Below are 25,081 nucleotides of genomic sequence, written 5' to 3'. Positions count from 1 at the left end.
GGCCCTTCGGCGTGAGCGTGAGTGCGTCGGTGGTCGATCGCGCCGATCAGACGGCGAGCTTGACCATGTCCGCCTGCGGCCCCTTCTGGCCCTGCGAGATCTCGAATTCAACTCGCTGACCCTCTTCAAGGGTGCGGTAGCCGTCCATCTGGATCGCGCTGTAGTGGACGAAAACATCCGCACCACCGTCGACCGCGATGAAGCCGTACCCCTTCTCCGCGTTGAACCACTTGACGGTGCCCTGAGCCATGCCTAACTCCCCTATTACTGGCCCTTGCGCAGGACCGCACTTCGCGGACCCGGGTCAGACCTCACCCCGACAGGAGGGGTGTGCGCCGGAACGCGTCGACCGCGGCTGAATGTATCTGCCCAACTGCCCTCTGCAACAGGTCAATCGGACGAGAATTCTGAGCGCGCGCGAACGGAAAATTGACCCGAATTCAAGAAATTACGGGGCAAGTCGGGCCCGGCAAATCACACCTAAGAGAGGCAATTCGATCGACCATATTGGCTGCTTCTTGTCACGCTCGGGCGCATTCTCATATGCGCCCGGCACACGCAGCGGAGGGGGGCTTCCCCAACTGTACCGCGCTCAACCATACAGAATTGCCCCCTCCGCTTCTCTTGCGGAGAGGGCAATACGCATAACTCTGTGTGCCGTCCGACACGGCGTTTGACGATCAGCCTCCGGCGACGGCGGGGATGATCGAAACTCCCGCCCCATCCGGTGTCGCCGTCTCGAGTCCCTGCTCGAAGCGCACGTCGTCGTCATTCACGTACACGTTCACGAAGCGGCGCAGCTTGCCCTGGTCGTCGAGGACCCGGGCGGCGATTCCCGCGTGGTTCTTCTCCAGGTCGGCGATCACCTCGGAGAGGGTCGCGCCCTGAGCCGAGACCTCGGCCTGACCGCCCGTGTAGGTACGGAGAATGGTGGGGATGCGGACGTTGACACTCATGGTGCGTGCCTTTCTCGGGAGTCGGATCAGCCGGCCAGGCCGGCGTCGCGGAACGCGTCCAGGCTCGGGCGAATCGTCGCGGACGGGCCGGTCGTCGGCGCCACCGCGTCCAGGGTCTTGAGGCCGTCGCCGGTGTTGAGGACGACCGTGGAGAGCGCCGGGTCGAGCACGCCCGCCTCGATCAGCTTCCGCGTCACGCCCACGGTCACGCCCCCCGCGGTCTCCGCGAAGATGCCCTCCGTGCGAGCGAGCAGCTTGATCGCGTCGACGATCTGCTCATCATTGACGTCCTCGACCGCACCGCCTGTGCGGCGGGCGATGTCCAGGACGTACGGGCCGTCGGCCGGGTTGCCGATCGCCAGCGACTTGGCGATGGTGTTCGGCTTCTGCGGGCGTACGACGTCGTGTCCGGCCTTGAAGGCGGTCGACACCGGCGAGCAGCCCTCGGCCTGGGCGCCGAAGATCTTGTACGGCTTGTCCTCGACCAGGCCGAGCTTGATCAGCTCCTGCAGACCCTTGTCGATCTTCGTCAGCTGCGAGCCCGAGGCGATGGGGATGACGATCTGGTCCGGCAGCTGCCAGCCGAGCTGCTCGCAGATCTCGTACGCCAGCGTCTTGGAGCCCTCGCCGTAGTACGGGCGGAGGTTGACGTTGACGAAGCCCCAGCCCTCGCCGAGCGGGTCGCCGATGAGCTCCGAGCAGAAGCGGTTGACGTCGTCGTAGTTGCCCTCGATGCCGACGAGCTCGCCGCCGTACACAGCGGCCATGACGACCTTGCCCTGCTCCAGGTCGTGCGGGATGAACACGCAGGAGCGGAAGCCGGCCCGCGCGGCGGCGGCGCCGACCGCGCCCGCGAGGTTGCCGGTGGAGGAGCAGGACAGGGTGGTGAAGCCGAAGGCGCGCGCGGCCTCGACGGCGATGGCGACAACACGGTCCTTGAAGGAGTGCGTCGGGTTGCCGGAGTCGTCCTTGATGTACAGGCCGCCGGTGACGCCCAGCTCACGGGCGAGGTTGTCGGCCTTGACGAGCTTGGTGAAGCCGGGGTTGATGTTCGGCTTCTCGGCCACGTCGGCGGGGACGGGCAGCAGCGGGGCGTACCGCCAGATGTTGTTCGGACCCGCTTCGATCCGCTTCCTCAGCGCCTCGGGGTCACCGACCGGCAGGTCGTATGCGACTTCCAGCGGCCCGAAACAGGAGGCACAGGCGAAGATCGGACCGAGCTCGAAACGCTCTCCGCACTCGCGACACGAGAGCGCCGCGGCGGGACCGAGGTTCACGGGGGTGGTTGCGACAGTCTGCACAGCCATGGTGGCGAGGCCCTTTCTCCTCATCTTCCTCGTGACGCATTTCGCCACGAGACGGAATTGGCACCTTCCCCACCGTGACCTCGCGGTCGGCGGGAGGGTTGCCGGGGCTTCAACGGGCCGTTCCCTCTGCCCCTCTGGATGAGCGGTATTCGATTGTCAGCGTGATGACCCCGGCATGCCACGGTCATCCGCGTTGTTCAAGACTGTAACCGAAGGCGGAGACGGTTGAGATAGTCGTCCGAACCGCGAGATGGATCACTAGCGATCACTAGCCAGGGAGTAACGAGCGTGCTGGAAGAGGTGGAGCGCTGGCTGACCAGGCGTTCCTGGTCGGCAGCCGACCGCACGCTCGGCAGGCTGATGGCCGCCAAGCGCGGTACGACCATCAGCGTCGTCCTGCCCGCGCTCGACGAGGAGTCGACCGTCGGTGAGATCGTCACCGTGATCCGGCGCGAGCTGATGGAGGCCACGGCGCTGGTCGACGAGCTGGTCGTGATCGACTCGGGCTCCAGCGACCGTACGGCCGAGGTGGCCGCGGCGGCCGGCGCGCGGGTGGTGCACCGGGACGCGATCCTGCCACGGATACCGGCCGTCCCCGGCAAGGGTGAGGTGCTGTGGCGCTCACTGATGGTGACCAGCGGCGACATCGTCTGCTTCGTCGACGCCGACCTGCGGGAGTTCTCCGCGGACTTCGTCTCCGGGATCGTGGGGCCACTGCTGACCGACCCCGAGGTGCAGTTCGTCAAGGCGATGTACGACCGTCCGCTGGGTGAGACGCCGGGTCAGGGCGGCCGGGTCACCGAGCTGGTGGCGCGCCCGCTGCTCAATCTGCACTGGCCGCAGCTGGCCGGCTTCGTCCAGCCGCTGGGCGGGGAGTACGCGGCACGGCGCTCGCTGCTGGAGCGGCTGCCCTTCCCTGTGGGATACGGCGTGGAGCTGGGCCTTCTCGTGGACGCGCTGCACACGGTGGGCCTGGACGCGCTGGCGCAGGTGGACGTCGGCTCGCGCAAACACCGCCACCAGGACGGACAGGCGCTGGGCCGGATGGCGGCGGCGATCTACCGCACGGCGCAACTCCGGCTTTCGCGGGGCCACTTGGTGCGGCCTGCGCTCACGCAGTTCGAGCGGGGCGTGGGCGGTTTTGAACCGCGTACGTACACGGTGGACACGGAAGAGCGGCCGCCGATGCGCGAGATCGGTGAGTACGCGGCGCGTCGCGCGGCATAACCACGAAGAACCGGCCATCTTGTCTAAATTTCCTATGTATGAGCTTTGGACACAGAGTGGCGTTTCTCGGACAGGCGGTGGCCGACACCATCGCTCCCGCGCACCGTGGCAATCACAACAGCGAGCTCTTGTGGCTGCTGGGCGGCCTGGCGCTGAGCCTGGCCGCCGCCGGGGTGGTCGCGGTCGCCGCGACACGGGGACGGCGTCATCATTGATGCCGTGCCGTACTCACGTTTGAGCGTCTGAGGGACGGGCTAGGTTTCGCGACATGGTCTCCGAGCAGGCTGCCGCCCAGGTACTCGTCGCGTCGAACCGCGGCCCGGTCTCGTACACCCTGAACGAGGACGGGAGCCTCGATTCCCGCCGCGGCGGGGGCGGCCTGGTCTCCGGCCTCTCGGCCATCGGCTCCGAGGCGGAGGCGCTGTGGGTCTGCGCCGCCCTCGGCGACGGCGACCGCGAGGCGGTACGGCGCGGGGTGGCCGAGCCCGGCGTACGGATGCTCGACATCGACACCACCGTGTTCGCCGAGGCGTACAACGGCATCGCCAACTCGGTGCTGTGGTTCCTCCACCACATGCTCTACCAGACGCCGCTGGAGCCGGTCTTCGACGCGGAGTTCCGCCGCCAGTGGGCGTCCTACGAGGCATACAACCGCGCCTTCGCGGACGCACTGGCCGAGGAGGCCGCGCCGGGCGCCGCCGTCCTGATACAGGACTACCACCTCTCGCTGGCGCCCCGGATGCTCCGCGCCCACCGTCCCGACCTGCGCATCGGCCACTTCTCGCACACGCCGTGGGCCCCGCCGGAGTACTTCCGGCTGCTGCCCGACGACATCGCCGCCCAGCTGCTCGGCGGCATCCTCGGCGCCGACCGGGCCGCGTTCCTCACCCAGCGCTGGGCGGACGCGTTCACCGACTGCTGTCACAGCGTGCTGGGCCCCGGCATCCCGTCCGGCACCCGGATCGGGGTGCACGGCCTCGGCGCGGACGCCGACTTCCTGCGGGAGCGGTCGGACCGGCCGGATGTCCATGAGCGCCTGGTGGCACTGCGCGAGCAGGTCGGCGGGACGGACCGGAAGACGATCGTGCGGGTGGACCGCACCGAGCTGTCCAAGAACATCGTGCGCGGGCTGCTCGCCTACCGGCACCTCCTCGAGACCCGTCCCGAGTGGCGGGAGCGGGTCGTCCATGTCGCCTTCGCCTACCCGTCCCGGCAGGACCTGGCGGTCTACCGCGACTACACGGCAGAGGTCCAGCGCGTCGCCGACGAGATCAACTCGGCGTACGGGACGGCGACTTGGAGCCCGGTCGTGCTCCATGTGAAGGACGACTTCGCCCGGTCGCTGGCCGCGTACCGGCTCGCGGACGTGGCACTGGTCAACCCCATCCGCGACGGAATGAACCTGGTCGCCAAGGAGATTCCGGTCGTCTCGGACGAGGGCTGCGTGCTGGTGCTTTCGCGCGAGGCAGGCGCGTACGAGGAGCTGGGCGACGACGCCGTGACGGTCAATCCGTACGACGTGACGGGCACCGCCGACGCGCTCCACGAGGCCCTGACGATGCCGGACGACGAACGGGCCCGGCGCACGAAGCGCCTGGCGGCCGCGGCGACCGCGCTGCCGCCGCATAAGTGGTTCCTGGACCAGCTGCGGGCGCTGCGCGAAGCGTGAGATTCCGGGCCAGGACCGGCGCACGTGAGAGCGCGTGGGAAACCCGGACCTGCGCCGGCCCCGGTTGAGAACCCCGGACCCGGGCCTTACTCCGACCGGCTCTGCAGCCGCTGCGCGAGCGCGCCCAGGAACTCCACGACCGCCGCCGGACCCGGCAGCAGCAGGTCGGCGCGGCCCGCGACCTCCGGGACCTCCGCGCTGCCGCTGCACACCAGCAGGCCGGGCACGCCGTCCGAGCGGAGCTTCTCGACGGCCGCGAAGGCGGGCAGATCGCCCAGGTCGTCGCCCGCGTACAGGACCGCTTCGGCCCCCACTTCGCGTACGTACTCGGCGAGGGCCACGCCCTTGTCCATGCCCGGCGGGCGCAGCTCCAGGACCATGCGGCCGGGCTCCAGGATCAGCCCGTGGCGGGAAGCGAGCTCGGCAAGCGGCTCGCGCAGCGCGTCGAACGCGGCCTGCGGGTCGGACGCACGGCGGGTGTGGACCGCGACCGCCCGGCCCTTCTCCTCGATCCAGGTGCCGTGCCAGGCGCCGATGCGGTCGAGGAATCCGGGCAGTTCGGCGCGGACGGCGGCGACGCCGGGATGCGGGGCGGGGGCCTTGACCGTGCCGCTGACGGCGTCCCAGCGCTCGGCGCCGTAGTGGCCGAGGACGACGAGGTGGTCCAGGCCCGGCTCTCCGGCGAAGCCGCCGTAGCGAACGGCGACCCCGGCGGGCCGGCCGGTGACCACGGCGACGGAGGCGACCCGGGGCGCCAGGGCGGCGATCGCGAGGACGGCGCCGGGGTGGGCGCGGGCCTGCTCGGGGTCGGGCACGATCTCGGCGAGCGTGCCGTCGAAGTCGAGGCCGACGACGGATTTCTCGGGCCGGGCGAGAAGCGCGGCCAGGCCTTCACGGCCGGCGGGGGTGGACGGCGTCGGCAGGGAGTGCGCGTACGGGGAGCCCATGCCCCGACCCTATCGGCGACTGCGTTTGGCGTCCCTGACACGGCGGAGCCGGTTGACAGTGACAGGGTCGTGGGCGAGTGCGCGCTCGTCGTCGATGAGGGCGTTGAGGAGCTGGTAGTAGCGGACCGGGGAGATGCCGAGCTGCTCCCTGATGGCCCGCTCCTTGGCGCCGGGCCCCGGCCAGGAGTGGCGCTCCATGGCCAGTACGGCGCGGTCGCGCTCGGAAAGCGCCTCGTCGTGGGTCATACGATCCAACATATCGGCGAGGCGCCGGGCACGGGTCTGCTCGCGCCGGCTCGGTGTCCCGGCTGCTCGGCGCCGTGGAACGTTGTTCGACGCTGTCCGCGCCGCCCGCGCTATTCGGAGCGCTCGGCGACGGTGGCGTCGCGGCCGATGCGGCCGAGGACGTCCTTCGGTTCGGTGCCCTGCTCCATGGCGGTGCCGATGTTCTTCTTGATGCTCTCGCTGACCTTCGCCCACGACGTCTTGCCGACCGGCGGAAGCACCGAGGTGGGGAGCTCCTCGAGGAACTCCCTGAGGTCCTGGTGCTTCGGGTTCTGCTCCATCGCCTCGGACGCGGAGACCGTCACCGGCAGCAGGTCGTTCTGGCCTGCGAAGTCGAGAACGTTCTTGTCGCTGAAGACGAAGTCGAGGAACTTACCGATCTCGCTGCGGTGGCCGTTCTGCTTGAAGCCCATGATCCAGTCGGCGACGCCCATCGCGGACTTCGGCTTACCGGTGATGCCGGGCAGCGCCACCTTGCCGACCTGGATATTGGCCTTCTGGGCGGCCTGCATCAGGGACGGGTGGCCGTTGAGCATGCCGACCTCGCCGCGGGTGAAGGCGGCGAAGGCATCCTTGCGGTTCAGCTTGCCGGGGGCGACCGGTCCGGTGAGGCCCTTCTCGACCAGGTTCTCCTTCAGCCACTCGAAGGTGGCGATGTTCTGCTCGGAATCTATGGAGTAGCTGCCGCTCTGGTTGGTGTATCCCTCACCGCCGCCGCTGAGCAGCCACATCATGGTCTCGGCCTGGGCCTCTTCGGGACCCAGCGGCAGGGCGAAGGGGTACTTGGCGTTGGTGTTCGCCTTCAGCTTCTTCGCGTCGTCCTTGAGGTCGTCCCAGGTCTTCGGGTCCTCCTTGATGCCCGCCTCTTTGAAGAGCTTCTTGTTGTAGAAGAGCAGGCGGGTGGAGGCGACGAAGGGGAGGCCGTACTGGACACGTCTCATCTCGCCCGCGTCGATGAGGGGGCCGAGGAAGTTGGACTGTACGGGGATGGAGAGCAACTGGTCGGCGGAGTACAGCTTGTCGGCCGCGGCGTAGTCGGCGTACGCACCTATCTGCGCGACGTCGGGGGCCTTGCCGGCCTTGACCATCTCGGCGACCTTGCGGTCGACGTCGTTCCAGGACTCGATCTGGACGTCGATCTTGATGCCGGGGTTCTTGGCGGTGAAGGCCGCGGCGAGGTCGGACCAGTACTTCTTGCTGCTCTGGCCGCCGTCGACGTCGTAGTCGGCCGCGACGAGCTTGAGGGTGACATCGCTGGAACCGCTGGAACTGCCACAGCCCGAGAGGGCCACCGTCATACCGAGTGCGGCGAGCGCCGCGGTCAGACCCAAGAAGCGCTGCTGCACAGCTCTTCCCCCACCCTCTGCTGTTGGTTGCCAGACTTGTCCCAGTCAGTTCCCCCGTGCTGTCCGCTGAGATGAGGTGCGATTTTCCCCCATGGTGCCGCCGGAGGTCTACTCCACTGCATATCACTTCGACAACGTCTGTCCCTGAGGCCTTGAGCGTTGCCCGGGTGTGCCGATGCCTGCTAAGCACGACCCGGAGTTGTGCGTACGTCTACCTCGCTAGGAGCCATGCCGCATGTCCCGCACCGCAGCAGAGATAGCCACCCAGCCCGCGTGCTGGCGCCGAGCGGCCGAGGCCGCGGCCGCCTTCGACGGACTGCCGGAGCCGGGTGAGCGCGTCGCCGTCACCGGGTGCGGGACGTCCTGGTTCATGGCGATCGCGTACGCGGCGCTGCGGGAGGCGGCGGGGCTCGGCGAGACGGATGCGTTCGCGTCGTCCGAGTTCCCGTCGGGTCGTTCCTACGACCGCGTCGTGGCGATCACGCGCTCCGGCACCACGACGGAGGTCCTGGACCTGCTGTCCGAACTGCGCGGCAAGGTGCCGACGCTGGCCCTGACGGCGGACCCGAAGACTCCGGTGATGGAGTCGGCGGACGCGGTGGCGGTGCTGGACTGGGCGGACGAGGAGTCTGTGGTCCAGACGCGCTTCGCGACGACGGCGCTGGCGTTTCTGCGCGCGGGGCTCGGGTCGCTGCCGGGCGTCAAGTCGATCACCGAGGCGTCGGTCGACGCGGAACTCGCGGTGACCGAGCCGCTGCCGGAGGCGGTGGTGGGGGCGGAGCAGTGGACGTTCCTGGGCCGCGGCTGGACGTACGGTCTGGCGCTGGAGGCGGGCCTGAAGATGCGCGAGGCGGCGGGCGCGTGGACGGAGGCGTACCCGGCGATGGAGTACCGCCACGGCCCGATCTCGATCACCGCCCCGGGCAGGGTGACTTGGGTCTTCGGCGCCCTGCCGGAGGGCCTGTCGGTGGACGTGTCCCGGGTGGGCGGCACGCTGGTCTCCCGCGCCGAGGCGGACCCCCTGGCAGACCTGATCCGCGCACAGCGGCTGGCGGTCACGCTGGCGGAGGCGAGGGGGTTCGACCCGGACCGCCCGAGGAATCTGACGCGAAGCGTGATTCTGGGCTGAGGGGGTTCAGCCGGCCTGCGCCCCGGCCCCCAAGGTGCGCGGGCCTCGCGCCGCCGCGTGCACGCCCCTGCACACCGGTCGCGGCGCCAAGCCGCCGTACCCCGGAGCGCGGACGCATCGCGGCGCCAAGCCGCCGTACCCCGGAGCGCGGACGCATCGCGGCGCCAAGCCGCCGTACCCCGGAGCGCGGACGCATCGCGGCGCGAAGCCGCCGTACCCCGGAGCGCGGACACGTCGCGGCGCGAAGCTGCCGCTCCCGGGGGTGCGGGGGCGCGGCCCCCGCGTACCCCTCCCGGGGTCCGGGGCGGAGCCCCGGTTCGGGATGGGGGTACCTCCCACGGCCGCCAGGCCGTAGGGGGAGGGCGGGGTGGGGGAAACACACCGGTCTTTTTGTATGGCGGCGCAACAATCCGGCGTAGTGGACTAGACCTTTCGCCCGCCCACCCGCCAAACTGTCCACGTGAAACACGTCATCGCCCTCGATGTGGGCGGCACCGGCATGAAAGCCGCCCTCGTCGCGGCAGACGGCACCCTCCTCCACGAGGCACGCCGCGCCACCGGGCGCGATCGTGGGCCCGATGCCGTCGTCGAGTCGATCCTCGCCTTCGCCGGCGAGCTGCGCGCGTACGGCGAAACGCACCTCGGCCAGGGCGCCCTCGCCGCCGGCGTCGCCGTCCCCGGCATCGTCGACGCCGACCGCGGCATCGCCGTCTACGCCGCCAACCTCGGCTGGCGCGACGTACCCATGCGCGAGCTGCTCAGCCGCAGGCTGCACGGCGTACCCGTCGCCCTCGGCCACGACGTCCGCACCGGCGGCCTCGCCGAGGGCCGGATCGGGGCCGGCAAGGGCGCCGACCGGTTCCTGTTCGTGCCGCTCGGCACCGGGATCGCCGGAGCCATCGGCATAGACGGGTCCATCGAAGCCGGCGCCCACGGCTACGCCGGCGAGATCGGCCACATCGTCGTCCGCCCCGACGGCCCCGACTGCGGCTGCGGCCAGCGCGGCTGTCTGGAGACACTCGCCTCCGCCGCCGCGGTGACCCGCGCCTGGGCCGAGGCGAGCGGCGACCCCGCCGCCGACGCCGCCGACTGCGCGAAGGCCGTCGAGTCGGGCGACCCGAAAGCCGTCGCCGTCTGGCACGACGCCATCGACGCCCTCGCCGCCGGCCTCGTCACCGCGCTCACCCTGCTGGACCCCCGCACCCTGATCATCGGTGGCGGTCTCGCCGAGGCGGGGGAAACCTTGTTCACACCACTACGGGCCGCGGTCGAGGAGCGAGTCACGTTCCAGAAGCTGCCCGCCATCGTCCCGGCAGCCCTTGGGGACACCGCCGGATGCCTGGGCGCGGGGCTGCTCGCCTGGGATCTGCTCGCCACCGACCCGCTCGCCACCGACACGGAGGTAACCGCCTGATGGCCGACCGCATGGTTCTCACGGGTGCCCGGGTGGTGCTGCCGACCGGGATCGTCGAGAACGGACGGGTGATCGTGGAGGGCGCGAAGATCACCGGCGCCGTCCTCGCCGACACCCCCGCCGTCGATCTGACCGGCCATTGGGTCGTGCCCGGCTTCGTCGACATCCACAACCACGGCGGCGGCGGCGCCTCCTTCACCTCCGGCAGCGCCGAGGATGTGCTGAAGGGCGTACGGACGCACCGTGAGCACGGCACGACCACCCTCGTCGCCTCCACCGTCACCGGCGAGATGGACTTCCTCGCCCACCGGGCCGGCTTCCTGTCCGAGCTGGTCGAGCAGGGCGACCTCGCAGGCATCCACTTCGAGGGCCCCTTCATCTCGCCGTGCCGCAAGGGCGCGCACAGCGAGGAGCTGCTGCGCGACCCCGACCCGGCGGAGGTGCGCAAGCTGATCGACGCGGCCCGCGGCACCGCGAAGATGGTCACCCTCGCCACCGAACTGCCCGGCGGCATCGACTCCGTACGCCTGCTCGCCGAGCACGGGGTGATCGCCGCGATCGGGCACACGGACGCGACGTACGAGCAGACCGTCGAGGCCGTCGACGCGGGCGCGACGGTGGCGACGCACCTGTTCAACGCGATGCCCGCCCTCGGCCACCGCGCGCCGGGACCCATCGCCGCGCTCCTGGAGGACGAACGGATCACCGTCGAGCTGATCAACGACGGCACACATCTGCACCCCGCCGCCCTGGAGCTGGCCTTCCACCGCGCGGGCGCGGCCCGGGTCGCCTTCATCACCGACGCCATGGACGCCGCCGGCTTCGGCGACGGCCGCTACGAGCTCGGCCCGCTCGCGGTCGACGTCAAGGACGGGGTCGCGCGCCTGGTCGACGGCGGCTCGATCGCCGGCTCGACGCTCACCCTGGACACGGCTTTCCAGCGCGCGGCCACTGTCGACCGGCTGCCGGTTCAGGACATCGTCCAGGCCATCTCGGCCAATCCCGCGAAGCTGCTCGGCCTGTACGACCGGGTCGGCTCGCTGGAGCCGGGCAAGGACGCGGACCTGGTGGTACTGGACGCCGCGTTCACGCTCAAGGGCGTGATGCGCAAGGGCGAATGGCTGATTGAGCCGCAACTGCCCTAACTAGGATGATTTCCACGTAACTTACGCAAGGCGGTTGCCCAGGGGGTCTGGGCCAACCGCCTTCCGTTTGGCATGATCGGGGCGCGTACGAGCACGGCAAGCGCGTTCTGAGGGGGTGCGGCGGGGTGATCCTCACGGTCACGCTCAACACCGCGCTCGACATCACATACCGCGTCCCGGCCCTGACCCCGCACAGCGGCCACCGCGTCACCGAGGTCCGCGAACGCCCCGGCGGCAAGGGCCTCAACGTCGCGCGCGTACTGTCCGCGCTGGGCCACGAAAGCGTCGTCACCGGCTTCACGGGCGGCCCCGTCGGCGCCGTGCTGCGCGATCTGCTGGCCCCGCTCGGCCCCCACGACGCGCTCGTGCCGATCGCCGGGACCACCCGGCGCACCATCGCCGTCGTGGACGACGCGAGCGGCGACACCACTCAGCTGAACGAGCCGGGCCCGACGGTGACGGCCGCCGAGTGGACCACGTTCCTGTCCTCGTACGAATCGCTGCTGCGGGACGCCGACGCGGTGGCCCTGTGCGGCAGCCTGCCGCCCGGCATCCATGTGGGCGCGTACGCCGAACTGGTCCGCCGGGCCCGTGCCGTGGGCGTCCCCGTACTCCTGGACACCAGCGGTGAGCCGCTGCGCCGCGGCATCGCCGCCCGCCCCGACGTGGTCAAGCCCAACGCCGACGAGCTGGCCCAGCTCACCGGCTCCCGCGAGCCGCTGCGCGCCACGCGCGACGCCCGCCGCCGGGGCGCGCACACCGTGGTCACCTCGCTCGGCCCGGACGGCGTGCTCGCCGCAACGCCGGACGGGGTGTGGCAGGCGACCCCGCCGACGCCGTTGAAGGGCAACCCGACGGGCGCGGGCGACTCGGCGGTGGCCGGGCTGCTGTCGGGCCTGGTGGAACGGCTGCCGTGGCCGGAGCGCCTCGCGCGGGCGGTGGCCCTGTCGGCGGCGACCGTGCTGGCCCCGGCGGCGGGCGAGTTCGACACCGCGGCGTACGAAGAGCTGCTGCCGCGCATAGCGGTGACCGAGCGCGCGGCAGCGGCGTGAGCCGCCCCGGCTGTGGCGTGAACCGTCCCGGCCGCGACAACAGCACACGTGAGGACCGCACAAACGGGCCTGGGTGCCCGGGAATTGGGATACACCATGCCACTCGTCAGCACCGGTGAACTCGTCTCGGCCGCGGCGGCCGACGGCCGTGGCATCGCCGCGTTCAATGTCATCACCCTGGAGCACGCGGAGGCGATCGCCGCGGGCGCGGAGCAGGCGGGTGTGCCCGCGATCCTGCAGATATCCGAGAACGCCGTGACGTTCCACGGCGGCAGCCTCGCCGCAATAGCCGCCGCGGCGTCCGCGATCGCCCACGCCTCCACCGCCCCGCTCGCCCTCCACCTGGACCATGTCGTCTCCACGGAGCTGCTGCGGGCGGCGGCCGACGAGGACTTCAGCTCGGTGATGTTCGACGCCTCGAAGCTCCCGTACGACGAGAACGTCAAGGCCACGGCGGAAGCGGTGCGCTGGGGCCACGAGCGCGGCATCTGGATCGAGGCGGAACTGGGCCGGGTGGGCGGCAAGGAGGGCGAACCCCCGCTCGACGCCCACGCGCCCGGCGTCCGCACCGACCCGGCCGAGGCGGCGGCCTACGTCGCCGCCACGGGCGTGGACGCGCTGGCGGTGGCGGTCGGCTCCTCCCACGCGATGACGCAGCGCACGGCATCCCTGGACCACAGCCTGATCACGCGGCTACGGGACGCGGTCCCGGTGCCGTTGGTCCTGCACGGCTCCTCGGGCGTCCCGGACGAGGAGATCCGCGCGGCCGTCGCCGCCGGTATGACCAAGATCAACGTCGGCACGGCGCTGAACACGGCGTTCACGGGCGCGGTCCGCACATTCCTGGACGCGAGCCCGTCGACGGTGGACCCGCGGAAGTACCTGGTCCCGGCTCGCGCTGCGATGACCGCGACGGTTGCCGGTTTCCTCAACCTGCTCTGACACCACTCACTGCGCCTCGTGGGGCCGGGTCGCCTGACCTCCCGTCAACCGGCCTGCCCGTCAAGCGGCCGACAGCAGCGGGCGCGCCACAGCGGATTCACTCTCCGCCGTGACGCGCCCGCGTCGCCGGACATCCCGGGCAGCCCTCAGAGCGCCCCATCGCTGACCTGAAGCCAGTCAAGGATGACGTTGCACTGGTTGCCCTGCTCACACGAGATCTTGATCTCGTTGTCGCCCTTCTTCAGGGTGACCGGAGCCCAAGTGGTCTGCCAGTTCTTCTCCCAGGCCGGGTCCGTGGATCCGATGAAGTTCTTCAGACCCAGCGGGTTGCTGTTCGCCTTGCCGTTGACCGTCAGGGTGGCGTTGGCGTCCTGCGCCGGGATGGCGTAGCGCACATACAGCCTGTAGTCGCCGGGCGCGGCCATGTTCGCCTTCCAGGTGACCGAGGCGCCTACTGCGTTGAAGCCGGTCACGAACGCGCCGCCCGCGCCCTGCGCGCCCTTGATGTCCTTGGCCAGGGCAGCAGGCGCACCCAACTGCAGCGTTGCCGCGTCCTGCTTGGGCAGCGGCTCCTTCGGGTCCTTCTGCTTGTCGGACGGCTCGTCGCTCGGCTTCACCGACTGGCCCGCGTTCGCGCCACCGTTCGTGCCCGTCTGGCCGCCCGCCTTGTCGTCCTCACCGCCGCCCGACATCAGTGCCGCCGCGATGCCGATCACCACGACCGCGACCACCGCGATCGCGCCGATCAGCAGGCCCTTGGTGTTGGGGCCGCCGCCGCGGCCACCGCCGTGGCCGGCCGAGTGCTGGGGCGGGAGCGGGACCGAGCGGGTGGGGGCGCCGCCGGGGTACGTCTCCGGGGCCGCGTACTGCGCGGTCGGCTGGCCCTGCGGGGCGTACGCCTGCTGCTGCGGGACCTGCTGGCCGTACTGGCGCTCGCCGACCGTCCGCACCTGGTTGTACGAGGTTCTGGGGACTCCCGGCTGCGCGGGCCCCACGGGCCCCGGGTAGCCGTAGCCGCCGCCCTGGCGGGGCGGTGTGGCACCCGCGGCCTGACCGTCGGCGTAGAGGTAGCCGAACGGATCGTCGTCCTCGGGCGTGCTCGCGCCGGTGTTCGCGGCCGTCATCCCTGGTCACTCCTTACCATCTCGTCAGCACAACGCCGACGCGGGCGAGCCTACCCGGTTCGCAGTAGCCCATAGGGTGTCGTTGGCCTCAGCCGGCCCGCCGGTGCACCTTCGCGCGGGACCGCTTCTCGATGTACATCCGCTGGTCGGCGGATTGCAGGACCTCCTCGACGGACATCCCGCAGCTCGCCCAGCCGATTCCGAAGCTCGCCCCGACCCGGACCCCGCGGCCGCCGACCCGGATCGGCAGGATGATCGCGTTCCGCAGACGTACGGCCAGGTCGGCGGCGTCCGCCGCGCCCAGGCCGTCGGCGAGCACCACGAACTCGTCACCGCCGAGCCGGGCGACGGTGTCTCCCTCCCGAACCCCCGTGGTGAGCCGGCGCGCGACCTCCACCAGCACCGCGTCACCGGTCTGGTGCCCGAACCTGTCGTTGATCGACTTGAAGCCGTCGAGGTCGCAGAAGAGGACCGCGAGCCCCTTCGTCCCGTCGTCGATCTCGCTGTCGGGCGCGATGGTGTGCACATGGTGGTCGTACGGAACGCCGGTGCTCTCGAAGTCGAAGCCGTCGCTGCCGAAGATGTGCTCGCTGTCACTCTCGTACGCCGCGTCCAGCGCCTCGATCGCGCTCTCCCGCGCCGTCTGCGGCCGCTCGCACAGCCGCGCGCTGAGCCGGGCGCGCAGCTCGGCGCTGTTGGGCAGACCGGTCAGCGCGTCATGGCTGGCCCGGTGCGCAAGCTGCAGCTCGTTCCGCTTGCGCTCCTCGATGTCCTCGACGTGGGTGAGCAGAAACCTGGGGCCGTCCGCGGTGTCGGCGACGACGGAGTTGCGCAGCGAGACCCAGACGTACGTCCCGTCCCGGCGGCCCAGCCTGATCTCGGCCCGGCCGCCCTCGGCCGACGTACGCAGCAGGGTGCCGACATCTTCGGGGTGGACGAGATCGGCGAAGGAGTACCGGCGCATCGCGGACGCCGGGCGGCCGAGGAGCCGGCACAGCGCGTCGTTGGTCCGCAGCAGCCGGCCGTGCTGGTCGCCGCCCATCTCGGCTATGGCCATGCCGCTGGGCGCGTACTCGAAGGCCTGCCGGAAGGACTCCTCGCTGGCTCGCAGGGCCTGCTGCTCGCGCTCCAGGCGGACCAGGGCGCGCTGCATGTTTGCTCTCAGCCGAGCGTTACTGATCGCAATCGCCGCCTGCGATGCGTACATCTGGAGCGCTTCCTGGCCCCAGGGGCCCGGCCGCCGCCCGTTGCGCGGCCGGTCGACGGAGATGACGCCGAGGAGCTCACGGCCGCCGCCCGACGCGTACATGGGGGCGTAGAGACGGTCCTGCGGGTGCCACTCGTCCTCGAAGCGCGGATCGGGCCCCTCGGTGTGCCACTGCGGGACGTCGTCCTCGATGAGCACCCAGCCCTCGGTGTGCGGTATGAAGCGCAGCTCGCCCCAGGCCTCGCCCATGGAGAGCCGGCGTTCCCAGGAGGGACGCGAGCCGACCCGCCCGGTGATCAGGGCTTCTGCGGCGGCGCTGCCGGCGAACGCGGCAACGACGAGGTCACCGTCGGGGCGTACGAGATTGACGCAGGCCAGCTCGTAGCCGAGTCCTGCGACGATTCCGTCGGCGACGGTCTGCAGGGTGTCGGCCAAGCTCCGGGCCGTGTTGAGGTCCGCGACGACCTGGTGCAGCTGCCTCAGGGTCGCAAGACGGACGTAGGGCTCCGACTCGGTCTCCATTGCTCGCTCTCCCCGAGACCTCGACAGCAAACTCCAGGGTTCTCATCGGTGTTCTTGGTGCGGTATCACGGCCACTGAATCACAGCGAGCTGCCCACTCGGTACACAGGGTCAACAAATACTGCACTCTGTGACTCAAGTCACATCAGATGATGAAAGGTTATGGGTACGGGCGGTGGCCGCCCATAGCTTTCTTGAACGCAAATCCGCGACGTCGGTCCTAGGACTCGGCTGGTCCCCTGGCCCGATGCGGGCGCGGGACGGACGACACTAGCGTTCCTCGTGTGTTGCAGACGACCCCCGCTTCCGACCCTGTCGCCATCCCCCATGCTGAGGGGGTGAGCAACGAGGAGTTCCGCGACGCCATGTCCCGACTCGCCGCGGGTGTGGTGCTGGTGACCGCGCACGACGACGACGCCGGCCCACGCGGCGAGGACGTCGGCATGACCGCGACGGCGTTCATGTCGGTGTCGCTGGACCCCCCGCTGGTGCTGGTGAGCCTGCGCAACGGCTCACGCATGGACGATCTGCTGGCCGAACAGCCGCTGTGGGGCGTCTCGGTGCTCTCGGAGAGCCAGCGCCACATCGCGGGCCGCTTCGCGATGAAGGGACGGGTCAGCGACCGGCTGCTGTTCGAGGACATCCCGTACACGAGGGGCGAGGTGAGCGGGGCGCTGCTGGTGCGGGGCGCGCTGGCGACGCTGGAATGCCGTACGGAACAACGGATCGAGGCGGGCGACCACATGCTGGTGATCGGCCGGGTCCTGTCGGTGGGCCTGCCGAGCGCGGACGGCGGACCGCTGGCGTACTTCCGCGGCCGCTACCGGCAGTTGGGCTGATCCGCACGGCGGGGCGCCGCGCGGCGGTCGGGGCGCGGCCGGGCCGGGGGCGCGCGGGGCGTCCGCCCCGTGAACCCCGCGCCGGGGGGCGCGGGGCGGAGCCCCGGAGGACTACCAGTCGCGGCCCGTGCGGCCGCGCTTCGTTTCGGCTCGTTGCTTCTTCTCGCGCAGGCGGCGCTCATTGATGCCCCGCGGAATCTTCGTCGCCCGCCGCGGCCTCGGCGGCGGCGCCGTCGCCTCCGCCAGCAGCGCCGCCAGCCGCACCGCCGCCGTCTCGCGGTTGCGCCACTGCGAACGGTGCTCCGACGCCCGTACGGCGATCACCCCGCCCACCAGCCGCCCCGCCAGCCGGTCAAGCGCACGGTCCTTCCAGACCTGCGGCAGCGCCTCCGTCTTCGCGAGGTCGAAACGCAGCTCGACCTGCGAGTCACTGGTGTTGACGTGCTGCCCGCCCGGCCCCGACGACCGCGAGAAACGCCACATGAGCTCGGCCTCCGGCAGGGAGACCGAACCGCGGATGATGTATGGACCGGACATGTGTCCATGGTCGCGTGCCCACCGCGCTCCCGTCACCCACTTTTCCGCTCCCGGGCATGGAACCTGACAGTCCCCTGCCTGCGTTATGACGGGTGACGGTAGCTTCGGAAGCGCTCGAAGCCCGCAGACTCGATCACGAAGGGGACTTCCCAATGGCAGTAAGCCTGTCCAAGGGCGGCAACGTCTCGCTCACCAAGGAGGCACCGGGCCTGACCGCCGTCACGGTCGGCCTCGGCTGGGACGTCCGTACGACCACCGGCACCGACTTCGACCTCGACGCCTCTGCGATCGGTGTGAACGCCGGCGGCAAGGTCGCATCCGACGCGCACTTCGTCTTCTTCAACAACAAGGCGACGCCGGACCAGACCATCGTCCACACCGGCGACAACCGCACCGGCGAGGGCGGCGGCGACGACGAGCAGATCAACGTCAACCTGGCGGGTCTGCCGGCCGACGTCGACAAGATCGTCTTCCCGGTCTCGATCTACGACGCCGTCACCCGCAGCCAGAACTTCGGCCAGGTGCGCAACGCCTACATCCGCATCGTCAACCAGGCCGGCGGCGCCGAGCTCGCGCGCTACGACCTGAGCGAGGACGCCGCCACCGAGACCGCGATGGTCTTCGGCGAGCTCTACCGCAATGGCGCGGAGTGGAAGTTCCGCGCGGTCGGCCAGGGTTACGCCGCGGGTCTCGAGGGCATCGCCCGCGACTTCGGCGTCAACATCTGACGTACCCCTTCTTCACTGCAGGATTCAAACGCGGGAAGCCCCCTGCCCGGCCGGCAGGGGGCTTCCCGCTTCCTGCGCTCAGGGATGCGCCGGCTTGTCCTTGCCGTACAGCCAGGTGTTCCACAGCTCCCGGTCGAGGTCCTTGCCCGCCTTCTTCGCCTTCTTCTCCACGTACGAAGTGAAGTCGGCGGTCGAGGCGTTGCCGTAGCGGTGCTCGGCCGCCCAGCCCTGCATGATCTCGTAGAACACGTCGTTGCCCACCTCCTGGCGGAGCTTGTGCAGGACCATGGCGCCCCGGTAGTAGACCGGGGCATCGGAGACCTGCGCCGCGGACGGCGGATCGGCGGGCGCGAACTCCCAGTTCTCCTCGGCGTCGAAGGCCGCCTCGAAGCTCTCCTGGGCCGGGGTGCCCTCGAAGTCCTCGGCCCAGATCCACTCCGCATAGGTCGCGAAACCTTCGTTGAGCCACATGTCCTTCCAGGACTTGGGCGTCACGGAATTGCCGTACCACTGGTGGGCGATCTCATGGACGAGCGTCTCGGTGTCGAAGTACTTCTGCGGGAAGACCGGCCTGGTCTGGGTCTCCAGGGCGTACTCGACTTCGCCGTCGGGGACGACGATCGCGCCGATGGAGGAGAAGGGGTACGTGCCGAAGTTCTCCTTGGCCCACTCCATGATCTCGGGAATCTGCGCGAGCACTTCCGCGCTGTCGTCGGCGACGGTCTTGTCCACGGCAGTGAGGACCTGCGGGCCGGAGGCGGGGCTCGAGCGCTTTACGTCGTACTTGCCGATCGCCAGCGTGGCCAGGTAACTCGCCATCGGCTCCTTCGACTTCCACGCGAAGGTGGTGCGGTCGCCGGCCGTCCGCCGGCTCGTCAGCTCCCCGTTGGAGATCGCCTGCAGCCCCTTCGGAACGGTGACCGTGATGTCGTACGTGGCCTTGTCGCTCGGGTGGTTGTTGCCCGGGAACCAGGCCATCGACCCGGCGGGCTCGCCGACCGCGAGCGCGCCGTCCGCGGTCGTCAGCCAGCCTTCCTCGGACTCGTCCTTGTCCTTGTCGACGATCACCTCCGGGGTGCCGGAGTAGCGGACGACCGTACGGAAGGTCTTGCCCTTGTCCAGATCGCGGTGCGGCCGCACGGTCAGCTCGTCGCCCGCCCGGTTCGCCGCCGCCTTCTTCCCGTCGACGGCGGCGCTCTCGACCGTCAGTCCATGGAGGTCGAGGTTGAAGGCGCTCAGGTCCTGGGTGGCGCGGGCGGTGATCTCGGCGGTGCCCTCGAGGCGGTTCGTCGCCGGGTCGTAGTGGAGGGTCAGGGCGTAGTGCTGGACGTCGTAACCGCCGTTGCCGAGCTTGTGGAACAGCGGGTCTCGTACGCCCGCGGCGCCCGGCTTCCCATGAACGTCGATGCCGCCGCCGGTGCAGCCGCCGAGGAGGAGCAGAGCGACAGCGGGCGTCAGTATGCGTACGAGAGTTCGCCGGTCCACGCGGTCGATCCTATGTGGGGCCGGCCGACTGCCCACTGTGGTTCGCTCGCGCGCCGCGCGCCCCTCGACGCCTCGCGCCGCCCGCCTCTCGACGCCTCGCGCGACCCGCCCGCGATCCGGGCGCCGGCCCGCCGCGACTGGGCCCCGCCCCCGCCCGCGTGGGACCGCGCCGCGCGGCCCGTGACACCATCGACCACGTGCTCGACATCGGCTACTCCCTCTCCCGTCGCTTCCCGGACCCCCCGCAGACCGACTACCGCCGCGCGGACGTCCAGGCCCTGCGGCACGACCTCTTCTGCGGTGACGTCTATCTCGCCGACACCAAGGAGGACCGCGAGGTATCCACAGCCTGGGGATGGGTGCCGGTGCTCGACTTCGCCTGGGCGCTGTGCGACATCGTCGAGCAGCTGGACCGCGACCCCCTCGGCAGCCGCGCCGCCAAACCCCAGTACGCCGAGCTGGACTTCACCGAGTCCGCCGACCGGATGCTCTTCGCGCGCCGCTTCGGCTGGGTCGACGTCGAGGCCGACTGGATGCACGGCGACGAGCCGCCGCTCAGCTTCAACCACGCCGAGCTGCGCCGCGAGGCCCGGGACTTCCTGCACGACCTGATCGCGGACCTGTCCGACATGCACGAGGGCCTCACCGACAACCCCGTCGTCTGGGATCTCCAGGCCCGTTTCCCCCGGCTCCAGCCCTCCGGCGGCCTTGACCTCAAGCAAACTTGAGGTTGGAAGGTGTTCCCCGTAGCCCACAACCACAGGGGAGCCCACCATGCACGCCGTCCGCCTCCATGCCTTCGGACCCGCCGAGAACCTCACGTACGAGCGGACCGAAGACCCGGTACCCGGCCCCGGCCAGGTGCGGATCGCCGTCGCCGCGGCCGGCGTGCATCTCCTCGACACCGCCCTGCGCCAGGGCATGACCGGCCCCACCCCGGCCCCCGCCGAGCTGCCCACCATCCCCGGCCGCGAAGTCGCGGGCACCGTGGACCGGCTCGGCGACGGCACGGACCCGAGCCGGCTCGGCAAGAAGGTGGTCGTCCACCTCGGCATGGCCCCCGGGGGCTACGCCGAGCTCGCGGTGGCCGACGCCGCCAGACTTCACGAGATCCCGGCCGGACTCGACGAGGGCGAGGCCGTCGCGATGATCGGGACGGGCCGGACGACGATGGGCATCCTGCAGTTCACCGACCTGGGGACCGACGACATCGTGATCGTCCCCGCCGCGGCCGGCGGCGTCGGCACCCTCCTCGTGCAGTACGCGAAGAACGCCGGCGCGAGGGTCGTCGGACTCGCGGGCGGCCCCGGGAAGGTGGGACGGGTCGTCGAGAACGGCGCCGACCTGGCCGTCGACTACAAGCAGCCCGACTGGCCGGACCAGGTCCGCGGCTACCTCGGCGGCCTCCCCCGCACTCCGTCCGGGAAGACCCCCACGGCCACCGTCGTCTTCGACTCGGTCGGCGGGAGGACCGCACGATCCGCCGTCGACCTGCTCGGCAAGGGCGGTCACCACATCGTCTTCGGCTGGTCGTCCCAGGGTCTGCGGGACGGCGGCCCACTGACCTTCACGGAGGAGGAGCTGGCGGAACGCGGCATCACCTCCGAGGGCGTACTCGGCCCGCGGATGATCCAGAAGGCGGGCGGAGACATCCGGGTCCTCGAAGAGCGCGCGATGGCCGAGGCCGCGGCCGGCCGGCTGCGCCCGGCGGTACAGCGCTTCCCACTCGCCGAGGCCGCGGCCGCCCACCGCGCCCTGGAGACGCGGGGCACGGTGGGCAAGGTCGTCCTGATCCCCTAAGAACCGAGCTGCGTCAGCGCCTCGTCGGTCAGCCGGTACACCGTCCACTCGTCCTGCGGCTTCGCCCCCAGCGCCTTGTAGAAGTTGATCGACGGGGTGTTCCAGTTCAGAACGGACCACTCCAGCCGCTCGTACCCGCGCTCCACACATATCCGCGCCAGCTCAGTCAGCAGCGCCTTGCCGTATCCGCCGCCCCGCAGCCCGGGCCGTACATACAGATCCTCCAGATAGATGCCGTGCACCCCGCGCCACGTCGAGAAGTTCAGAAACCACAGCGAAAAGCCCGCCACCTCCCCGTCGCCCGTCTCCGCGATGTGCGCGAAGGCGGCCGGCCGCTCGCCGAAGAGCGCCTCGTGCAGCTGCTCCTCGCTCGCGCGGGCCTCGTCCAGGGACTTCTCGTACTCGGCGAGCTCGCGGATCATGCGGTGGATCTCGGGGACATCGGCGGGAGTGGCGTGACGAATCATGGGCCCAGGGTGCCCGCTGAGCCGCCTGCCGTGCCAGCAGTGCCCGCCCGATGGACACCCGCACCGCGTCGATCGACGGCCGGTCACCGCTCACGCCCGGATCCCACCGCCGCGCGCCGACCAGTCCTGCGTACGACCATGAAAGGGCCAACGAGTACCCTCCCGCCACAACAGGCGCACAGTGGCGGCCGGATCAAGCAGCAGGGGCATCATGAGCACGAGCACCGTCAACGGCGGCATATCGTTCTGGTACGCGCAGGAGGGCACCCCCGTCCCCCGGGAGCCGCTCCCCGGCGACGCCACCGCGGACATCTGCATCGTCGGCGGCGGATACACCGGCCTGTGGACGGCGTACTACCTCAAGAAGGCCGTCCCCTTCCTGAACATCACGCTTCTCGAGGAACGGTTCTGCGGCTACGGCGCCTCCGGCCGCAACGGCGGCTGGCTCTACAACGGCATCGCGGGCCGCGACCGGTATGCCAAGCTCCACGGCCACGACGCCGCCGTCCGCCTCCAGCAGGCCATGAACGACACCGTCGACGAAGTCGTGCGCATCGCCGCCGAAGAAAATATCGACGCCGACATCCACCAGGGCGGCGTACTCGAAGTCGCTTACACCCCCGCCCAGTTGACCCGCCTCAAGGCCTTCCATGCCGTCGAGATCGCCTTCGGCGAGAAGGACCGGATGCTGCTCGGCGCCCGCGAGAGTGCCGAACGGATCCGCGTCAGCGGCGCCGTCGCCTCCACCTGGACCCCGCACGGCGCGCGCCTCCACCCGGCGAAGCTGGTCACGGGACTCGCGGCAGCCGTCGAGGCACTCGGCGTGACGATCCACGAATCGACCCCCGTCACAGAGATCAAGCCCAAACACGCCATCACGCCGTACGGCACGGTCCGCGCCCCGTACATCCTGCGCTGCACCGAGGGCTTCACCGCGAACCTCAAGGGCCACAAACGCGCCTGGCTCCCGATGAACTCCTCCATGATCGTGACGGAGCCCCTCCCTCAGTCCATCTGGGACACCATCGGCTGGGAGGGCCGCGAAACCCTCGGCGACATGGCGCACGCCTACATGTACGCCCAGCGCACCGCGGACGACCGCATCGCACTCGGCGGCCGCGGCGTCCCCTACCGCTTCGGCTCCCGCACCGACAACGACGGCCGCACCCAGCCCGCCACCATCGAGGCCCTGCGCGAGATCCTGGTCCGCTTCTTCCCGACCACCGCGGGCGTCCGCATCGACCACGCCTGGTCGGGCGTCCTCGGCGTGCCCCGCGACTGGTGCGCCACGGTCACCCTGGACCGCTCCACCGGCCTCGGCTGGGCCGGCGGCTACGTCGGCTCCGGCGTGGCCACCACCAACCTGGCGGCCCGCACCCTGCGCGACCTGATCCAACAGGACTCGGGCCAGGCGGGCGGCACCGAACTGACCGCGCTCCCCTGGGTGAACCACAAGGTCCGTCCATGGGAGCCGGAGCCGCTGCGCTGGCTCGGCGTGAAAGGCATGTACGCGGCCTACCGCACGGCGGACCGCCGCGAGTCGGCCGCCCGCTCGGCCCAGACGGACCGCATCGCCCAGATCGCGGACCGGATCGCCGGCCGCCACTGACGGCCGCCACCAAGACGCCCCCTGAGCGTTGCCCCGGCGTCAAAGACGGCTGGACCGTGCGAAGGGCACCTCGCTGAACGGCACGGGGTGGCCGGGCGCGAGCGCCGCGGCGATCCGGTTCGTGATCGTCTCGGCGGTGTTGCCGTCCGGGGTGCTTTCACCCTTCGTCGTCGCGACCGCGATGGCCAGCCGCTCGGCGGGGAGATAGGCCTGGACGGCGGCATATCCGGAGAAAGACGGGTTCGCCACGATCCAGCCGTTCAGGACGAGAACGCCGAGTCCGTAGTGCGTGGCCTCGGTATTCACGAGGCACACGGTCGCAGGACAGGTGGCCGTGGGTCCGCCCAGGCCGACCGTGCCGGGATCCAGCTGCTCCCGGAAGGCGCTCCGGGACAGCAGCTCACCGGAGCCGATGGCCTGCGCCGAGCGGGCCAGGTCACAGATATGGGTGGTCACGACCGCGCCGGGGGCCGTGGTCCACGAGGGGTTCCAGAAGGTGGACTCCTCGTACAGACCGCGTTCGGCGGTGAAGGCGTGCAGAACGGGCGGCGGGATGTCGGGCGTGAAACTGTTGCGGGTGTCGCGCAGCCCGAGCGGGCCCGTGATGCGCCGCTTCAGCAGGACGTCGAGCGGGGTCCCGGTGATCTTCTCCAGAGCGGCGCCGAGAAGAACGAAATTGGCGTGGGAGTAACTCCAGTTGGTGCCCGGCTCGTACCAGCGTGGCAGGGCCGTCGAAATGCCCACCAGCTCCTCCGCGGTCCACTGGCGGAAGGGGTCGGCCTCGAGGGCGGCGATGAAGTCGGGGTCGGTGACGTAGTCGGCGAGCCCCGTGGTGGAGCTGCCAAGCATGCGCAGCGTGATCCGGTCGGCGTCCGGGAGATCGGGCAGCCACCGCGAGACGGGGTCGTCGAGACTGACCTTCCCCTCGTCGACGAGCTGCAGCAGAACGGTCCCCATATAGGCGATCGCGATGGACCCGGCCCGGAAGTGCATGCCGGGCTCGGCCGGTACGCCGGTCATCGACTCGCCGAGCGCGGTGGTGATGACCTCCCTGCCGTCCACGGTGACGCGCAGCAGCACGGACTTGAGGTCCAGCTCGCTCTTGACCTGCTGGGCGATCCGCAGCACCTCGCGGGCCGGGCCGCCCCTGGGCGGAGGGGAGCTGACACACGGGCGGCTCTTCCCGTGCCCGTCAATGGCGGCGGCGGAGACCGTGAACTGGGTGCTCGCGGCGATGAGCGTCGCGACGCAGAGCAGCGTCGTCATGCGTGTGCGTCTCATGCCCGCACTATGGGTGAGCGAGACCGACGAACCAGGACATAACACCCCAAACGCCACAGGGATC

The 25,081-nt window shown here is 70.5% G+C and carries 25 protein-coding genes and 1 riboswitch; of the genes, 13 read left to right on the top strand and 12 right to left on the bottom strand.

The window, feature by feature from the left end; translation table 11 throughout:
* Positions 1-46: 46 nt before the first annotated feature.
* From ACI2LP_RS12655 to thrC, 3 genes are all read right to left on the bottom strand, one after another.
* Positions 47-250, bottom strand: a complete 204-nt coding sequence (locus ACI2LP_RS12655; protein ID WP_005315736.1) for a cold-shock protein — start codon at positions 248-250, stop codon at positions 47-49.
* Positions 251-680: 430 nt separating this feature from the next.
* Positions 681-956, bottom strand: coding sequence for a MoaD/ThiS family protein (locus ACI2LP_RS12650; RefSeq protein WP_360868126.1), 276 nt, complete (start codon positions 954-956; stop codon positions 681-683).
* A 26-nt stretch (positions 957-982) separates the two neighbouring features.
* Positions 983-2,263: a threonine synthase gene (thrC, locus tag ACI2LP_RS12645; protein ID WP_404724522.1), complete on the bottom strand. Its 1,281-nt coding sequence runs from the start codon at positions 2,261-2,263 to the stop codon at positions 983-985.
* 17 nt (positions 2,264-2,280) lie between these two features.
* A riboswitch (SAM riboswitch) is annotated at positions 2,281-2,408 on the bottom strand.
* A gap of 143 nt (positions 2,409-2,551) precedes the next feature.
* On the opposite strand from thrC, the gene ACI2LP_RS12640 reads away from it, so the two are divergent.
* From ACI2LP_RS12640 to ACI2LP_RS12630, 3 genes are read left to right on the top strand one after another with little or no spacing between them, the layout of a single operon-like run.
* Positions 2,552-3,490 carry a glucosyl-3-phosphoglycerate synthase gene (locus ACI2LP_RS12640; RefSeq protein ID WP_404724521.1) on the top strand — a complete coding sequence of 313 codons (939 nt, stop codon included), beginning with the start codon at positions 2,552-2,554 and terminating at the stop codon, positions 3,488-3,490.
* Between the two features lie 38 nt (positions 3,491-3,528).
* Positions 3,529-3,705, top strand: coding sequence for a hypothetical protein (locus ACI2LP_RS12635; RefSeq protein ID WP_404724520.1), 177 nt, complete (start codon positions 3,529-3,531; stop codon positions 3,703-3,705).
* Positions 3,706-3,758: 53 nt separating this feature from the next.
* Positions 3,759-5,159 (top strand): trehalose-6-phosphate synthase, encoded by a 1,401-nt coding sequence (locus ACI2LP_RS12630; RefSeq protein WP_404724519.1) that lies wholly within the window; start codon positions 3,759-3,761, stop codon positions 5,157-5,159.
* A gap of 86 nt (positions 5,160-5,245) precedes the next feature.
* On the opposite strand, the gene otsB is transcribed toward ACI2LP_RS12630, so the two are convergent.
* The 3 genes from otsB to ACI2LP_RS12615 all read right to left on the bottom strand — a co-directional run bounded on the left by otsB (position 5,246) and on the right by ACI2LP_RS12615 (position 7,689).
* Positions 5,246-6,106: a trehalose-phosphatase gene (gene otsB / locus ACI2LP_RS12625; protein WP_404724518.1), complete on the bottom strand. Its 861-nt coding sequence runs from the start codon at positions 6,104-6,106 to the stop codon at positions 5,246-5,248.
* Between the two features lie 9 nt (positions 6,107-6,115).
* A complete protein-coding gene (locus tag ACI2LP_RS12620; RefSeq protein ID WP_404724517.1) occupies positions 6,116-6,352 on the bottom strand; it encodes a DUF3263 domain-containing protein in 237 nt (78 codons plus the stop codon).
* A gap of 110 nt (positions 6,353-6,462) precedes the next feature.
* Entirely contained in the window at positions 6,463-7,689 is a 1,227-nt protein-coding gene (locus ACI2LP_RS12615; RefSeq protein WP_404724925.1) for an extracellular solute-binding protein, read from the bottom strand.
* Positions 7,690-7,972: 283 nt separating this feature from the next.
* On the opposite strand from ACI2LP_RS12615, the gene ACI2LP_RS12610 reads away from it, so the two are divergent.
* From ACI2LP_RS12610 to ACI2LP_RS12590, 5 genes are all read left to right on the top strand, one after another.
* Complete coding sequence (locus tag ACI2LP_RS12610) at positions 7,973-8,866, top strand: SIS domain-containing protein (protein WP_404724516.1); 894 nt, start codon at positions 7,973-7,975, stop codon at positions 8,864-8,866.
* 499 nt (positions 8,867-9,365) lie between these two features.
* Complete coding sequence (locus ACI2LP_RS12605) at positions 9,366-10,280, top strand: ROK family protein (protein WP_404724924.1); 915 nt, start codon at positions 9,366-9,368, stop codon at positions 10,278-10,280.
* Entirely contained in the window at positions 10,280-11,425 is a 1,146-nt protein-coding gene (gene nagA / locus ACI2LP_RS12600) for an N-acetylglucosamine-6-phosphate deacetylase (protein ID WP_404724515.1), read from the top strand. The genes ACI2LP_RS12605 and nagA overlap by 1 nt, the downstream gene beginning before the upstream one ends.
* A gap of 125 nt (positions 11,426-11,550) precedes the next feature.
* A complete protein-coding gene (locus ACI2LP_RS12595) occupies positions 11,551-12,477 on the top strand; it encodes a 1-phosphofructokinase family hexose kinase (protein ID WP_404724514.1) in 927 nt (308 codons plus the stop codon).
* 96 nt (positions 12,478-12,573) lie between these two features.
* Positions 12,574-13,419 (top strand): ketose-bisphosphate aldolase, encoded by an 846-nt coding sequence (locus ACI2LP_RS12590; RefSeq protein WP_404724513.1) that lies wholly within the window; start codon positions 12,574-12,576, stop codon positions 13,417-13,419.
* Positions 13,420-13,565: 146 nt separating this feature from the next.
* Here the strand turns inward: ACI2LP_RS12590 and ACI2LP_RS12585 are convergent, their stop codons facing one another.
* Together ACI2LP_RS12585 and cdgB are read right to left on the bottom strand one after the other, a co-directional pair.
* Positions 13,566-14,543, bottom strand: a complete 978-nt coding sequence (locus tag ACI2LP_RS12585; protein ID WP_404724512.1) for a CBM35 domain-containing protein — start codon at positions 14,541-14,543, stop codon at positions 13,566-13,568.
* Between the two features lie 88 nt (positions 14,544-14,631).
* Positions 14,632-16,272, bottom strand: coding sequence for a diguanylate cyclase CdgB (cdgB, locus tag ACI2LP_RS12580; protein WP_404724511.1), 1,641 nt, complete (start codon positions 16,270-16,272; stop codon positions 14,632-14,634).
* 283 nt (positions 16,273-16,555) lie between these two features.
* On the opposite strand from cdgB, the gene ACI2LP_RS12575 reads away from it, so the two are divergent.
* Positions 16,556-17,110: a flavin reductase family protein gene (locus ACI2LP_RS12575; protein WP_404724510.1), complete on the top strand. Its 555-nt coding sequence runs from the start codon at positions 16,556-16,558 to the stop codon at positions 17,108-17,110.
* A gap of 111 nt (positions 17,111-17,221) precedes the next feature.
* Here the strand turns inward: ACI2LP_RS12575 and arfB are convergent, their stop codons facing one another.
* Positions 17,222-17,647, bottom strand: coding sequence for an alternative ribosome rescue aminoacyl-tRNA hydrolase ArfB (gene arfB / locus ACI2LP_RS12570; RefSeq protein ID WP_404724509.1), 426 nt, complete (start codon positions 17,645-17,647; stop codon positions 17,222-17,224).
* A 152-nt stretch (positions 17,648-17,799) separates the two neighbouring features.
* Between arfB and ACI2LP_RS12565 the strand changes: the two genes are divergently transcribed.
* Positions 17,800-18,375 carry a TerD family protein gene (locus ACI2LP_RS12565; protein ID WP_404724508.1) on the top strand — a complete coding sequence of 192 codons (576 nt, stop codon included), beginning with the start codon at positions 17,800-17,802 and terminating at the stop codon, positions 18,373-18,375.
* A 78-nt stretch (positions 18,376-18,453) separates the two neighbouring features.
* On the opposite strand, the gene ACI2LP_RS12560 is transcribed toward ACI2LP_RS12565, so the two are convergent.
* Positions 18,454-19,860, bottom strand: a complete 1,407-nt coding sequence (locus ACI2LP_RS12560; protein WP_404724507.1) for a M1 family metallopeptidase — start codon at positions 19,858-19,860, stop codon at positions 18,454-18,456.
* 197 nt (positions 19,861-20,057) lie between these two features.
* Here ACI2LP_RS12560 and ACI2LP_RS12555 point away from each other — a divergent pair, with 197 nt between their 5' ends.
* Complete coding sequence (locus ACI2LP_RS12555) at positions 20,058-20,588, top strand: hypothetical protein (protein ID WP_404724923.1); 531 nt, start codon at positions 20,058-20,060, stop codon at positions 20,586-20,588.
* A gap of 46 nt (positions 20,589-20,634) precedes the next feature.
* A complete protein-coding gene (locus ACI2LP_RS12550; RefSeq protein ID WP_404724506.1) occupies positions 20,635-21,660 on the top strand; it encodes a zinc-binding dehydrogenase in 1,026 nt (341 codons plus the stop codon).
* Here the strand turns inward: ACI2LP_RS12550 and ACI2LP_RS12545 are convergent.
* Complete coding sequence (locus ACI2LP_RS12545) at positions 21,657-22,127, bottom strand: GNAT family N-acetyltransferase (protein WP_404724505.1); 471 nt, start codon at positions 22,125-22,127, stop codon at positions 21,657-21,659. The genes ACI2LP_RS12550 and ACI2LP_RS12545 overlap by 4 nt on opposite strands.
* A 211-nt stretch (positions 22,128-22,338) precedes the next feature.
* On the opposite strand from ACI2LP_RS12545, the gene ACI2LP_RS12540 reads away from it, so the two are divergent.
* Positions 22,339-23,736 (top strand): NAD(P)/FAD-dependent oxidoreductase, encoded by a 1,398-nt coding sequence (locus ACI2LP_RS12540; RefSeq protein WP_404724504.1) that lies wholly within the window; start codon positions 22,339-22,341, stop codon positions 23,734-23,736.
* A 39-nt stretch (positions 23,737-23,775) separates the two neighbouring features.
* Here the strand turns inward: ACI2LP_RS12540 and ACI2LP_RS12535 are convergent, their stop codons facing one another.
* Entirely contained in the window at positions 23,776-25,017 is a 1,242-nt protein-coding gene (locus ACI2LP_RS12535) for a serine hydrolase domain-containing protein (RefSeq protein ID WP_404724503.1), read from the bottom strand.
* Positions 25,018-25,081: the final 64 nt, after the last annotated feature.

Origin of the sequence: Streptomyces sp. NPDC019890 (assembly GCF_044903445.1) — a bacterium.
Classification (GTDB): Bacteria; Actinomycetota; Actinomycetes; order Streptomycetales; family Streptomycetaceae; genus Streptomyces.
The sequence above is the reverse complement of the archived record's forward strand: the minus strand, read 5'-3'. Positions and strand labels throughout refer to the sequence as shown.

What these genes read in the sequence shown, in the direction of transcription:
- ACI2LP_RS12655 (WP_005315736.1), bottom strand. Translation starts at nt 250, where the DNA reads ATGGCTCAGGGCACCGTCAAGTGGTTCAACGCGGAGAAGGGGTACGGC.
- ACI2LP_RS12650 (WP_360868126.1), bottom strand. Translation starts at nt 956, where the DNA reads ATGAGTGTCAACGTCCGCATCCCCACCATTCTCCGTACCTACACGGGC.
- thrC (WP_404724522.1), bottom strand. Translation starts at nt 2,263, where the DNA reads ATGGCTGTGCAGACTGTCGCAACCACCCCCGTGAACCTCGGTCCCGCC.
- ACI2LP_RS12635 (WP_404724520.1), top strand. Translation starts at nt 3,529, where the DNA reads ATGAGCTTTGGACACAGAGTGGCGTTTCTCGGACAGGCGGTGGCCGAC.
- ACI2LP_RS12630 (WP_404724519.1), top strand. Translation starts at nt 3,759, where the DNA reads ATGGTCTCCGAGCAGGCTGCCGCCCAGGTACTCGTCGCGTCGAACCGC.
- otsB (WP_404724518.1), bottom strand. Translation starts at nt 6,106, where the DNA reads ATGGGCTCCCCGTACGCGCACTCCCTGCCGACGCCGTCCACCCCCGCC.
- ACI2LP_RS12620 (WP_404724517.1), bottom strand. Translation starts at nt 6,352, where the DNA reads ATGACCCACGACGAGGCGCTTTCCGAGCGCGACCGCGCCGTACTGGCC.
- ACI2LP_RS12615 (WP_404724925.1), bottom strand. Translation starts at nt 7,689, where the DNA reads ATGACGGTGGCCCTCTCGGGCTGTGGCAGTTCCAGCGGTTCCAGCGAT.
- ACI2LP_RS12610 (WP_404724516.1), top strand. Translation starts at nt 7,973, where the DNA reads ATGTCCCGCACCGCAGCAGAGATAGCCACCCAGCCCGCGTGCTGGCGC.
- ACI2LP_RS12605 (WP_404724924.1), top strand. Translation starts at nt 9,366, where the DNA reads ATGAAAGCCGCCCTCGTCGCGGCAGACGGCACCCTCCTCCACGAGGCA.
- nagA (WP_404724515.1), top strand. Translation starts at nt 10,280, where the DNA reads ATGGCCGACCGCATGGTTCTCACGGGTGCCCGGGTGGTGCTGCCGACC.
- ACI2LP_RS12590 (WP_404724513.1), top strand. Translation starts at nt 12,574, where the DNA reads ATGCCACTCGTCAGCACCGGTGAACTCGTCTCGGCCGCGGCGGCCGAC.
- ACI2LP_RS12585 (WP_404724512.1), bottom strand. Translation starts at nt 14,543, where the DNA reads ATGACGGCCGCGAACACCGGCGCGAGCACGCCCGAGGACGACGATCCG.
- cdgB (WP_404724511.1), bottom strand. Translation starts at nt 16,272, where the DNA reads ATGGAGACCGAGTCGGAGCCCTACGTCCGTCTTGCGACCCTGAGGCAG.
- arfB (WP_404724509.1), bottom strand. Translation starts at nt 17,647, where the DNA reads ATGTCCGGTCCATACATCATCCGCGGTTCGGTCTCCCTGCCGGAGGCC.
- ACI2LP_RS12565 (WP_404724508.1), top strand. Translation starts at nt 17,800, where the DNA reads ATGGCAGTAAGCCTGTCCAAGGGCGGCAACGTCTCGCTCACCAAGGAG.
- ACI2LP_RS12550 (WP_404724506.1), top strand. Translation starts at nt 20,635, where the DNA reads ATGCACGCCGTCCGCCTCCATGCCTTCGGACCCGCCGAGAACCTCACG.
- ACI2LP_RS12545 (WP_404724505.1), bottom strand. Translation starts at nt 22,127, where the DNA reads ATGATTCGTCACGCCACTCCCGCCGATGTCCCCGAGATCCACCGCATG.
- ACI2LP_RS12540 (WP_404724504.1), top strand. Translation starts at nt 22,339, where the DNA reads ATGAGCACGAGCACCGTCAACGGCGGCATATCGTTCTGGTACGCGCAG.
- ACI2LP_RS12535 (WP_404724503.1), bottom strand. Translation starts at nt 25,017, where the DNA reads ATGAGACGCACACGCATGACGACGCTGCTCTGCGTCGCGACGCTCATC.